Origin of the sequence: Citrobacter sp. RHBSTW-00570 (assembly GCF_013739755.1) — a bacterium.
GTDB lineage: Bacteria > Pseudomonadota > Gammaproteobacteria > Enterobacterales > Enterobacteriaceae > Citrobacter > Citrobacter braakii.
Genome location: NZ_CP056399.1, coordinates 3,665,109 through 3,677,576, shown reverse-complemented (window position 1 = coordinate 3,677,576; position 12,468 = coordinate 3,665,109). Strand labels below are relative to the sequence as shown.

The window sequence follows — 12,468 nt, the reverse complement described above, 5'->3', positions numbered from 1 at the left end:
TGAAACGATCCTCCCTGTGAACGTGTTAAGGGTACTATCGCCGTACCCTTAACAATCCCGGCTCCCGGCGGGAAAATTGCCGCTCCGCGGTCCCCTCCGTTTATTCCTCCAGGCTACCGGGCCGGGCGCGAGGTAGCGTTCCTGCAAAACGCGCCCTGAACCCGCATCCCTGCGGGTTCTCCCTGCCTTACGGAAACTCGTCAGCAATTTTCAGCCGGACCAGCCCACACCTGCCCACCTGCGTTTTTTATCTGAACAGCAAAACAGATTTAACTGATCGGCAGTAGGCCGTAAGGTTCCCGTTTTTTATTGCTGTTTCGGCAATGTCTTATCGCCGTTACTCTGCCAGCACAATCACATCTCCCGTTGCCGGGGCGTCAGTTCCCGGTAGCCACAATCGACCCCACGAACCGGTGCAATGACAGCCGAGTAGTTTTTCTGGCTGTTGTTGCTTAATAAATTGTCGGGTTCGCCATAGCTTAGCGGGGGAGGCAGTGCGTAAATGGAACCCACCGACGAGGGCGTAAATTTGGTTAACGCCGGTGATGTTTTGGCAATGGCGTACGATATTCTCTATTCCCCGATGCCCGCATCCGGTAATGATGACTAACCCGCGATCATATTTATAGATCAATACGCCTTCGTCGCTGATGTAATCCGGTTGAGGTGTTTTCTCGCTAATAACGCCATAGGCCTGTGGAGTGGCGACACTAATTTCGCCGGACCACAAAAATCGATCGCTGATCGCCAACGGTTCACGGGTGTATTCCATGATTAGTCGAGAGTAGTCGTTATCACGCGAGAGTTTTTTTATTTTTCTTGGCGTTCCCGCCAGGGTTATTGAGGCGTACCGCTCGCAGGCTATTTGGGGATGGCAAATGATACGACTGTTATCCGCCAGCCACGGCACGCCGCCACAGTGATCGTAATGGCCGTGCGAAAGAACCACGGCGGTCAATTGCGTCAGGTCTACACCCATTTGCGCGGCGTTAAGTATGAAGCTGTCGTCCGGGCCGGTATCAAATAGTATGGTGGTGGTTTCATCCTGAACTAACAGACTTAATCCAGGCTTTGCCCGTAATGATTTATCTGCGCTCGCAGCGCGCCTGTTTTCAAGCAATACCGTGAGGGTTAATGCCATGCCTGACTCCAGTATTAAAACGGCATACTGTAATACATGACCGTTGAGAGCGCTGTGATCGCAGCGCTCTTTGTGCTGACTTAGCGGTGATAGTAATGGCCGTCATCATCGGAGTGATGGTGACGATGCCGCCACGCATGCTGGTTCTCCCTTTGCTCGCGCTCCTGGCGTTCATGCTCTTTATCACGGTTGGCTTCACGGTTTTTGTGATTAGCGATCGCCGTGGCAACTGCTGCGGCCCCAATACCAGCAGCGGTTGCAGAAAGGTAAGGATGTTCGGCACAGCCCGACAGACTAGCCATAATAACCAACGTGGAAATCAGTTTTTTCATTGTGGCGGTATCCGTTACTCGCGCACAATTTTGCCAGCATTCCCGGCATCGCTGTCATTCCAGCTACCGCGACCATTCGTTTTAATGGTGTAAGTGGCATAGCCGACACGGAAGGTCATCGTATCCTGATAGGTATTTACGTCACGCACTTCATTACCATTGACGTACACGCTGGAACCCTCGACGTGAATATCAACGCTGCGTTGACCATTGGCAAATTTGGCTACGTAATTTCCGCTGAATTTGCCGTAAATATCGGCATTATCGTGGTTATCCCGGTCAGCGGTATTTTGCTGCTCTTCACCATGACGATGATGACGGCTCTGCTGGCTGTTGCCGTTCTCAATAAAACCATGATCGCGGTTCCACTGATAGGATTTATTGATATCGCAGCCATTGAGTTCACTCATTTGTGTACAACCTGAATGTTCATACTTTTTCTGCATTGCCGGGGTAATTGCGCATGCCGTTGTGGCCGTTGTCAGGCCGAGGACAAAGAGGGTCAGCAGACGTTTTTTCATTTTTTGCTCACTATCATCATTAAGTTTATTTATAGGAATACGAACTGTTCGAATGTCATGTTTACGACGACGGCAGTCTCCCATTAAATATTAATGACGCATACCAGGGGGAATCCTAATTTATATTAATGGTGAGAGCGTGGGGGCTGTAATATGCAACATTATAAGTAGGTGAATTACGTATTTTATACAAGTAAGATAAAACGCTTAATTATATTTACTTTTTAATGAAGTGTTTAAAGAAATATTAATATTGACATTAATGGCAGGAACGCAGGCTTGTAAATGTACAGGCCTGCGTGGCGCGTTTTGTCCGCAATATTCATACATAGCGTATTGATGGACATTTTATTCAACACAGAGCAACGTTACCCTTGCGCGGGGATCTGTGCGCTGTGCTGCCTGGCCTGAACCTCATGGGCATATGAATGACCGTTATTCACTGACTGGTGAACGACCATCGCTTTTTCATGTTTATTCATTTGTGAAAAAGGGCGTGCCTGGGATGGCGTTGACGTTGAATTATTCGTCTGCGCGACGTGTTCTTGCGCCATTTGTTGATGTGCAGGGGCACTGCTGTTATTCATCATTTCATGGGCTGCTGCGGCCTGTTGATGCATTTTGGGGGCGTCTGCCGCATTAACGCCAGCTGAAATAAAAAACGCGATAGCGAAAAAAGAAGATATCTTATTCATCATATTTCTCCTGTTTGGGTTTACGGAAGAAATTATAATTGGTGAGGGCTGTCAGCGGCGTGACAGGACTATGACGGTTATGTCAGAGAATCGGTGATGATATATATACCGGTCATACTTCAAGCTGCATATGCGTTGGCTGCGCTCGTTCACCCCAGTCATTTACTTAAGTAATTGACTGGGGATTCCCTCTCTTGCCGCCTTCCTGCAACTCGAATTGTTTAAGGTATCAACGCCATTATCATAAATTACATCGCATGCTTGGGCAGCGTCAGAATAAAACGGGTGGCAAGCTGATCGGATGTCACCGAGACTTTCCCCTGATGGGCGATAACAATCGATTTCACAATCGCCAGGCCAATACCGCTGCCTTCGCCTTTACGCTGTCGCGAAGGGTCAACCCGATAAAAACGATCAAATAGCCGCGATAGATGCTGTGGGGGAATGGGGGGGCCGGGATTTTCCACGACTATCTGGACCAGGCCATCCGCCTCTTTCACCCGCACGGTTACCGACTCGCCCTTTGGCGTGTAGCGCATGGCATTTGAAAGCAGATTACTCATTGCCCGGCGTAGCATTAACGGATCGCCTGAAACCCAGCATGCGCGTCCTTCAAAACGTAAGCCAACCTCGCGCTCTTCTGCCCAGGCTTCGAAAAAATCGAACACTTTACCAACCTCATCGGCCAGATTAAGCGCTGTCTTTTCCGGGATAAGCTGATTGTTGTCTGCCTGCGCCAGAAACAGCATGTCGCTTACCATTTTCGACATACGACCAAACTCTTCAAGATTGGAATACAGCACGTCTTCCAGCTCTTTTTGGCTACGGGTTTGGCTGAGCGCAATTTCCGTTTGTGTGACCAGGTTGGTTATTGGCGTGCGGATCTCATGGGCAATATCCGCCGAGAAGTTCGACTGACGTTTAAATACATCCTCGATGCGTTCGATCATGTGATTAAACGAACTTACCAGTTGTTCCAGTTCAATAGGGACCGCTTGCGGATCGAGGCGCACATCAAGATCTTTTGAGGTGATATTTTGGATGCGCCGACTGACATTACGGATCGGTTCATGGCCTTTATACACAGCGAACAGCACGATAAATACAATCATCATGCTAATCAGCGATGCCGTCATAATCAGTTTGTTTTTCAGGTCGTTAATATAGTGCAGATGAAAATCGATCGATAACGCCAGATACAGCGTATATGCCGCTTTTCCATCAGTCAGCTTTCCTACCGGCAGGCGAATCATTCGCCAGTTAGACGACGTTTTTTGTCCGTGAATATGTTTGGACGTTTGCAGTGTTGGGCCGGATATAATAAAAACATTGCTGGCATGGGCATTTTTATCCGGTCTTGCGCTGGCGATAAATTGCCGGAGATCCGGCGCATTTGGCGAATGAAAAATGGCTTTCTGCTTACTGTCTTCCAGAGAAATAATGACGTTCGAGTAGCCCTCAACCACGTTTTTTAGCGTTTCCAGGCGGCGTGATTCTGGCTCGTTGGGTTGGTTAATAATCCGCTCCAGCGTGGCGCTGATCTCTTGTAAATCATTGATGTCCTGCTCGGCGAAATGGACCTTCACGGAGTGGATCATTATCCATGCAAAGGCGAAAAATGAAGCAATTGTCGCCAGACTGATAAAAAAGGTCAGTCGTGTCGCCAGCGAAAAAGGGCGCCGCCATCGTTTACTGGGCATCAGGAACCTCAAGCATATATCCCACGCCGCGTACGGTCTGAATCAGTTTCGGTTCAAAATCGTTATCAATCTTGGCGCGCAGACGCTTAACGGCGACGTCGATGGCATTGGTATCGCTGTCAAAATTCATATCCCAAACCTGGGAGGCGATCAGCGAGCGGGGTAAAACTTCCCCTTGATGACGCAGGAAAAACTCAAGCAGGGTAAACTCTTTGCTGGTCAGAGTAACACGCGTCCCGCTGCGGGTGACTTTTCTGCTGACCAGATCGACCATTAAATCCGCGACCTGAAACTGGCTTTCGACAATCACCGCCGCCCCGCGGCGCAGCAGCGTTCTGACCCGAGCCAGCAGTTCGGCGAAGGCGAACGGTTTGACCAGATAATCATCAGCGCCTAATTCCAGACCTTTAACCCGATGTTCGATGGTACCCAGCGCGGTGAGGAGAAGAATGGGCATCCCTTTGTTAGCGGAACGCAGCATCCGTACGATATCCCAGCCGTTTACATCCGGCAGCATGATGTCGAGTATGAGCAGGTCGTAATCGCCGGTCATCGCCAGGTGGTACCCGTTCAGGCCGTTATCCGCTAAATCCACGACAAAACCCGCTTCCGTCAGGCCTTTCGTCAGGTATTCACCGGTTTTTTTCTCATCTTCGACTATCAACACCTTCATCGCATTCTCCTTCTCACACGGGTTGTGCGGACTTTCAATTCTAGGGAAGCGGGATCGGATAGCAATCGGTTATTGGGAAAATGACAGTTTTGTCATTTTCCTGTCACCGCTTAAACAGAGTCACTTCGTTAAAGTACAACGCTATAAATTCCTACATTTTTTAGGGCCATCAGTCCGGTCAGGACGAGAAGAACTATGAGCAAATTTAAGCTTCTTACCCTCAGCGCTGTATTCGTTCTCGCCGGTTGTTCATTGGCGCCGGATTATCAGCGTCCGACATTGCCTGTGCCGCAGCAATTCTCCTTAAGCCAGAATGCCCTGGTTTCTGCACCGGTGGGATATCAGGACACGGGCTGGCGGAGCTTCTTCGTTGACTCCCAGGTAAAGGCGCTGATTGGCGAGGCGCTGGTCAATAACCGCGATTTACGTATGGCAGTGCTAAAAGTTCAGGAAGCGAGAGCGCAATATGGCGTCACGGACGCTGACCGCTATCCGCAAATCACGGCAGGTTCCAGTGGTACTTACAGCGGCAAATTAAAAGGCGATAGCAGCACCGATCGTGAATTCGAAGCTGGACTCAGTCTTAGTTTCGATCTGGACTTCTTTGGGCGGCTGAAAAATATGAGTGAAGCCGAGCGACAGAACTTCTTTGCCAGCGAAGAGGCGCGTCGGGCGGTACACATCTCATTAATCTCCAACGTATCGCAAAGTTATTTCAATCAGCGTCTGGCTTATGCACAACTGCAAATTGCTGAAGAAACGCTGCAAAACTATCAGCGTTCTTACGCTTTTGTTGAGAAGCAGTTGCTGACCGGAAGCACCAACGTGCTGGCGCTGGAACAGGCGCGGGGCGTGATTGAAAGCACGCGCAGCGAAATCGCGAAGCGTAAAGGTGAATTGGCGCAGGCCAACAACGCGCTGCAACTGTTGCTGGGTACGTACGGGAAATTACCCAACGACCAGATGCGCAGCAGCGGGGATATCAAACCAGTAACGCTGCCGCCATCGCTCTCGTCGCAAATCCTGTTGCAGCGCCCGGATATTTTGGAAGCTGAACACGGATTAATGGCGGCGAATGCCAATATCGGCGCCGCACGGGCAGCGTTTTTCCCGTCGATTACCTTGACCAGTTCAGTTTCCAGCAGCAGCAGCGATCTCTCCAGCTTATTTAATGCGACCAGCGGCATGTGGAATTTTGTCCCCAAAATAGATATTCCCATTTTTAACGCCGGACGTAATCAGTCCAATCTCGACCTCGCTGAAATTCGCCAACAGCAGTCGGTGGTTAATTACGAACAAAAAATTCAGAACGCGTTTAAAGAGGTGGCGGATGCGCTGGTGTTGCGCCAAAGCATTGCCGATCAAATTAGTGGTCAGCAGCGCTACCTGACGTCATTGCAAATCACCTTACAACGCGCCAGAGCGCTTTATCAAAATGGTGCGGTTAGCTACATCGAAGTACTGGACGCCGAACGTTCTTTATTCGCTACGCAGCAATCGCTGCTCGATCTTAATTACGCCCAACAGGTTAATGAAATTAAGCTGTTTGCTGCCTTAGGCGGCGGTTGGGTGGAGTAATCCTTAATATTAACTTTTCAGGAGCATCAAGTATGAATACTACCGCCAAAGCCGTGTTGTTTAGCTTTTTCTCTGTGGTCATGTTTAACGCTCAGGCCAATGAGCATCAGCATGGCGAGATGATGAACATGCAGCCAGCGGCCCAACAGGAAGACGTCATTAGCGCCACCGGGGTGATTGAAGCTATTGATAAAGAAAGTAAAAAAATCACGATCAAGCATGATCCCATTCCCGCGGTGAACTGGCCTGCCATGACGATGCGTTTTACGCGGGTTGCCGACACCAAGGCTGACGATATTAAACCCGGCGATAAGGTTGTGTTTACGTTTGTTCAGCAGGGAAATATCTCTGTGTTACGCGATATTCACATCAGTAAATAACGTTCTCGCAGGTCTCTTTTATTCTTGCCCGGATTCTTCGAAATGCGGGTGAGACTATCGCGCAATGGAAATCACTATGGCGTCTTTAAATATTAAAAATACCGCGCTTATTCTCGCTGGCATGATTGCCGGTGGGGTTATTTCTGTCGGTATTTATACTTATTATTCATCAGCAAACGTAACGGCTGAAACCGGGCAGGCTTCGCAAAAAGAAGCCAGAAAAGTGTTGTTCTGGTATGACCCCATGTACCCGAACACACGCTTTGATAAGCCGGGTAAATCACCGTTTATGGATATGGATCTGATCCCGAAATATGCCGATGAAGAGACCGCGAGCGCGACAGCGCCTGGCGTGCGTATCGATCCCACTCAGACCCAAAATTTGGGTCTGAAAACAGAACCTGTGCGCCGTGGCCCGCTGCACTATGCGCAAACTTTCCCGGCTAACGTTAGCTATAACGAATACCAGTTTGTTATTGTCCAGGCCCGCTCCGCAGGCTTTATCGAGAAGGTTTACCCGCTAACCGTGGGCGACAAAATTAAGCAAGGTGCGCCGCTTATCGATCTGACGATTCCCGACTGGGTTGAGGCGCAGAGCGAATATTTGTTACTGCGGGAGACCGGCGGCAGCGCGACACAGGTGGAAGGGATTCTGGAGAGATTACGTCTGGCCGGTATGCCGGAAGCGGATATTCAGCGCTTAAAATCGACGCGTAAAATTCAGACTCGCTTTACCCTGAAAGCCCCTATTGATGGGGTGATTACCGCATTCGATTTGCGTACCGGCATGAACATTTCCAAAGACAATGTGGTCGCGAAAATTCAGGGGATGGACCCGGTATGGGTCAGCGCGTCGGTCCCGGAATCTATCGCCTGGCTGATCAAAGACGCCTCGCAATTTACCATCACCGTGCCCGCCTGGCCGGATAAGCCTTTCACCATTAGCAAGTGGAATATCTTACCTAGTGTCGATGCCTCCACGCGTACGCTGCAGATCCGTTTGCAGGTCAATAACCCTGATGAGGCGCTCAAGCCGGGGATGAATGCTTACCTGCAACTGAAAACGCAAAGTGAACCGATGCTGCTGATCCCCTCAAAGGCGTTGATTGATACAGGCACCGAGCAACGGGTGATCACCGTCGATAACGAAGGTCGATTTGTACCGAAGCAGGTTGCGGTATTCCATGAATCTCAAGGGCTGACGGCTATCCGCTCAGGCCTGACTGAAGGTGAAAAAGTGGTGTCCAGTGGTCTGTTCCTGATTGATTCCGAGGCGAATATCTCTGGCGCACTGGACCGTATGCGCGCGCAGAACAGTGGTGCGCAAGACGCATCCGCAAAGCCAGCCCAGGCGACCCATTCACACTGAGGACATGATAAATGATTGAATGGATTATCCGCCGTTCGGTGGCAAACCGTTTTCTGGTGATGATGGGGGCGCTGTTTCTCAGTATCTGGGGAACCTGGACCATCATCAATACCCCGGTTGATGCGTTGCCCGATCTCTCTGATGTTCAGGTGATCGTCAAAACCAGCTATCCAGGGCAGGCACCGCAAATCGTTGAAAATCAGGTGACTTACCCGCTGACCACCACCATGCTGTCGGTACCGGGCGCGAAGACCGTGCGTGGTTTCTCGCAGTTTGGTGATTCCTATGTGTACGTCATTTTCGAAGATGGCACCGATCCTTACTGGGCGCGCTCGCGCGTACTGGAGTATCTCAACCAGGTTCAGGGGAAATTACCGGCAGGGGTCAGCGCGGAGATGGGACCGGACGCCACGGGCGTCGGCTGGATCTTTGAATATGCGCTGGTCGATCGCAGCGGTAAACACGATCTGGCAGAGTTACGTACTCTTCAGGACTGGTTTTTAAAGTATGAGTTAAAAACGATTCCGAACGTGGCAGAGGTGGCCTCGGTAGGCGGCGTGGTTAAACAGTACCAGGTTGTTATCGACCCGATGAAGCTGACGCAATATGGCATCAGCCTGGCGGAGGTGAAATCTGCACTGGATACGTCGAATCAGGAGGCGGGCGGCTCGTCTGTAGAGATGGCTGAAGCGGAATATATGGTCCGTGCCAGTGGGTATCTACAAACGCTCGATGACTTCAATAATATCGTCCTGAAAACAGGGGCCGACGGTGTACCTGTTTACCTGCGCGATGTCGCGCGTGTGCAAATTGGGCCGGAAATGCGCCGTGGGATCGCCGAACTGAATGGTGAAGGCGAAGTGGCGGGCGGGGTGGTAATTCTGCGTTCCGGTAAAAATGCGCGTGAAGTGATCTCCGCCGTTAAAGCCAAACTCGACACGCTGAAAAGCAGCCTGCCGGAAGGCGTTGAGATAGTTACAACATACGATCGCAGTCAGCTCATCGATCGCGCTATTGATAACCTGAGCTATAAGCTGCTGGAAGAGTTTATCGTTGTTGCGCTGGTGTGCGCGCTGTTCCTGTGGCATCTGCGTTCGGCGCTGGTAGCGATTATTTCCCTGCCGCTGGGACTGTGTATCGCGTTTATCGTGATGCATTTCCAGGGGCTGAACGCCAATATCATGTCGCTTGGGGGCATTGCCATTGCCGTCGGGGCGATGGTCGATGCCGCGATCGTGATGATTGAAAACGCCCATAAGCGGCTCGAAGAGTGGGGACATCAGCATCCGGATGAAAAACTGGATAACGCAACGCGCTGGAAGGTCATTACCGATGCCTCGGTAGAGGTCGGCCCGGCATTGTTCATCAGCTTGCTGATTATCACCCTGTCGTTTATCCCTATTTTCACGCTTGAGGGGCAAGAGGGGCGACTGTTCGGCCCGCTGGCGTTCACCAAAACGTATGCCATGGCAGGCGCGGCGTTTCTGGCTATTGTCGTCATTCCGATCCTGATGGGATTCTGGATCCGTGGCAAAATACCGGCGGAAAGCAGTAACCCGCTTAACCGTTTCCTGATCCGTATTTATCATCCGCTGTTGTTGAAGGTGCTGCATTGGCCTAAAACCACCCTGCTGGTGGCGGTGCTTTCAATACTGACGGTTATCTACCCGCTGAATAAAGTCGGTGGTGAATTCCTGCCGCAGATTAACGAAGGCGATCTACTGTATATGCCGTCAACCCTGCCGGGAATTTCGGCGGCGCAGGCGGCGGATATGCTGCAAAAAACCGACAAGCTGATCATGACCGTTCCGGAAGTGGCGCGTGTGTTTGGTAAAACCGGTAAGGCGGAAACCGCAACGGATTCCGCGCCGCTGGAAATGGTCGAAACAACGATCCAACTGAAGCCGCAGGATCAGTGGCGTCCGGGGATGACGATGGACAAAATCATCGCCGAACTCGACAAAACCGTGCGCTTGCCAGGGCTGGCGAATCTGTGGGTTCCGCCTATTCGTAACCGTATCGACATGCTTTCTACCGGCATCAAAAGCCCGATTGGGATAAAGGTGTCAGGTAACGTTCTGGCTGATATCGACGCCACGGCGGAACAAATCGAAGAGGTAGCCAGAACCGTGCCGGGCGTCGCTTCGGCTCTGGCTGAGCGGCTGGTGGGCGGGCGCTATATTAATGTGGACATTAATCGGGAGAAAGCAGCCCGCTACGGTATGACCGTTGGCGCGGTACAGTTGTTTGTCACCTCAGCGGTCGGAGGCGCGATGGTGGGCGAAACGGTGGAAGGGATTGCACGTTATCCGATTAACCTTCGCTATGCGCAGAGCTATCGTGATAGCCCGGAAGCGCTGCGTAATCTGCCTATTCTGACGCCCATGAAGCAGCAAATCACGCTGGCTGATGTTGCAGATGTGACAGTGGTTTCTGGTCCGTCGATGTTGAAAACCGAAGATGCACGACCCACCAGCTGGATTTATATCGACGCCCGCGACCGTGACATGGTTTCGGTGGTGAACGATCTGAAAAAAGCGATCGCTGAAAACGTACAGTTAAAGCCGGGGACCAGCGTGGCGTTTTCCGGGCAGTTCGAGCTGCTTGAACGCGCCAGCCATAAGCTCAAACTGATGGTGCCGATGACGCTGATGATTATCTTCGTCCTGCTTTATCTGGCTTTCCGTCGCTTTGGTGAAGCGCTGCTGATTATTACCAGCGTGCCCTTTGCGCTGGTAGGGGGGATCTGGTTCCTCTACTGGATGGGGTTCCATATGTCGGTTGCGACCGGAACCGGGTTTATCGCCCTGGCTGGCGTTGCCGCGGAGTTTGGCGTAGTGATGCTGATGTACTTGCGCCATGCTATTGAAGCCGAGCCTGCGCTGGAAAATCCGCAAACCTTTACGGCGGATAAGCTGGATGAAGCGTTGTATCACGGCGCGGTGCTGCGCGTGCGTCCGAAAGCGATGACCGTGGCGGTGATTATCGCGGGCCTGTTGCCAATCTTGTGGGGGACAGGGGCGGGCTCAGAAGTGATGAGCCGCATTGCCGCGCCGATGATTGGCGGCATGATTACCGCGCCATTGCTGTCGCTGTTTATTATTCCGGCAGCTTATAAGCTGATGTGGCTGCACAGGCATCGCAGCCAAAAGTAGTGCCTTGAAGCGCTCGCCTGCGTCGGTTTTGTTGCCGAAGCAGGCGGTGCGTTATGCCGCCAGCGCTTTCACGCGTTTGCGGTACTCGCCCGGCGTGCAGCCAAATCCCCGTAAAAAGACTTTGTGAAACGATGATTCGCTGGCGTAACCCACCGACTCGGCAATAACGATCAACGGCTGCGATCCGCGTGACAGCATCTGGGCGGCGAATTGCAGGCGTAGCTCGGTTAACACCGCCAGCGGCGTGGCGTTTGAGACTTCACGAAATAGCTGCGCAAAGCTGGCCCGCGACATATGGGCACGCTTTGCCAGTTCTTCGACAGTCCAGGGAAAAGCCGGTGACTCCAGCATCATGAAGACAACGGCACCCAGCCTTGGGTGCAGCAGTAAATTCAGCACATTTTTAGCGGGGGTCGGCTGGGATAGCCACTCTCGAACGGCTAACGCGAACAGCGTAGCGCATTGCTGGCTGCAAACGATGTTGGAGCCAGGCAGATCGTTGATGTATTCCTGCTGCATCAGCGCAATCATGGCCTTCAGCCAGTGGCTAATGGGACTGTCATCTTCTGGTGCCAGTATTAATACTTCCGGAAGGGCGGTTAAAAAATAGCGTGAAGAAGCCTGCAATCGCAGGCTTCCGCAGACAATATGCGTTTGTTCTTCCCCTGTCTGGCACAGCCGATGCGCGGAGTTTTGAGGCAGAATGACTATTGTTCCAGGGCGTAACGTAGAAGACGTTCCGTCTGGCATATCCAGTTGAGCAAATCCCTGGGTTACCGTATGCCAGCGGATAACGGACAGCTCACCCGCCGCGTGCGGCAGTTGCCAGTCCCTGCTCAGCAGGCAGTTTTGATCAATCGAGCCCTGCGGGTCGTTAAGCATAAGTAATCGGCTAAGTGCATCCATAAAGACTCCTGAGCAGTT

Annotated in this window: 11 protein-coding genes; 4 read left to right on the top strand and 7 right to left on the bottom strand. The window is 51.7% G+C overall.

All coding sequences use genetic code 11. The features are described 5' to 3' along the window. Window positions 1-337: 337 nt before the first annotated feature. The 6 genes from HV237_RS17550 to cusR all read right to left on the bottom strand — a co-directional run bounded on the left by HV237_RS17550 (window position 338) and on the right by cusR (window position 5,062). A complete protein-coding gene (locus tag HV237_RS17550) occupies window positions 338-1,141 on the bottom strand; it encodes an MBL fold metallo-hydrolase (RefSeq protein ID WP_047358040.1) in 804 nt (267 codons plus the stop codon). A gap of 80 nt (window positions 1,142-1,221) precedes the next feature. Next, window positions 1,222-1,473 carry a membrane lipoprotein lipid attachment site-containing protein gene (locus tag HV237_RS17545; protein WP_047358041.1) on the bottom strand — a complete coding sequence of 84 codons (252 nt, stop codon included), beginning with the start codon at window positions 1,471-1,473 and terminating at the stop codon, window positions 1,222-1,224. A gap of 14 nt (window positions 1,474-1,487) precedes the next feature. Next, complete coding sequence (locus tag HV237_RS17540) at window positions 1,488-1,994, bottom strand: hypothetical protein (protein WP_047358081.1); 507 nt, start codon at window positions 1,992-1,994, stop codon at window positions 1,488-1,490. 368 nt (window positions 1,995-2,362) lie between these two features. Beyond that, window positions 2,363-2,689 carry a hypothetical protein gene (locus tag HV237_RS17535; protein ID WP_047358042.1) on the bottom strand — a complete coding sequence of 109 codons (327 nt, stop codon included), beginning with the start codon at window positions 2,687-2,689 and terminating at the stop codon, window positions 2,363-2,365. Between the two features lie 248 nt (window positions 2,690-2,937). Continuing rightward, entirely contained in the window at window positions 2,938-4,389 is a 1,452-nt protein-coding gene (locus HV237_RS17530; protein ID WP_047358043.1) for a Cu(+)/Ag(+) sensor histidine kinase, read from the bottom strand. Further along, entirely contained in the window at window positions 4,379-5,062 is a 684-nt protein-coding gene (gene cusR, locus HV237_RS17525) for a copper response regulator transcription factor CusR (RefSeq protein WP_047358044.1), read from the bottom strand. Before cusR ends, HV237_RS17530 begins: the two co-directional genes overlap by 11 nt. A 195-nt stretch (window positions 5,063-5,257) precedes the next feature. On the opposite strand from cusR, the gene HV237_RS17520 reads away from it, so the two are divergent. From HV237_RS17520 to HV237_RS17505, 4 genes are all read left to right on the top strand, one after another. Then, the gene (locus HV237_RS17520; RefSeq protein WP_047358045.1) at window positions 5,258-6,640 is read left to right on the top strand and encodes an efflux transporter outer membrane subunit; all 1,383 of its coding nucleotides are present in this window, start codon (window positions 5,258-5,260) and stop codon (window positions 6,638-6,640) included. 32 nt (window positions 6,641-6,672) lie between these two features. Further along, on the top strand, window positions 6,673-7,020 hold the full coding sequence (gene cusF / locus HV237_RS17515; RefSeq protein WP_047358046.1) for a cation efflux system protein CusF: 348 nt from the start codon (window positions 6,673-6,675) through the stop codon (window positions 7,018-7,020). Between the two features lie 76 nt (window positions 7,021-7,096). Next, entirely contained in the window at window positions 7,097-8,389 is a 1,293-nt protein-coding gene (locus HV237_RS17510) for an efflux RND transporter periplasmic adaptor subunit (protein ID WP_047358047.1), read from the top strand. 11 nt (window positions 8,390-8,400) lie between these two features. Next, entirely contained in the window at window positions 8,401-11,544 is a 3,144-nt protein-coding gene (locus tag HV237_RS17505; RefSeq protein WP_047358048.1) for a CusA/CzcA family heavy metal efflux RND transporter, read from the top strand. Window positions 11,545-11,595: 51 nt separating this feature from the next. On the opposite strand, the gene rclR is transcribed toward HV237_RS17505, so the two are convergent. Continuing rightward, window positions 11,596-12,450, bottom strand: a complete 855-nt coding sequence (rclR, locus tag HV237_RS17500; RefSeq protein WP_047358049.1) for a reactive chlorine-specific transcriptional regulator RclR — start codon at window positions 12,448-12,450, stop codon at window positions 11,596-11,598. Window positions 12,451-12,468: the final 18 nt, after the last annotated feature.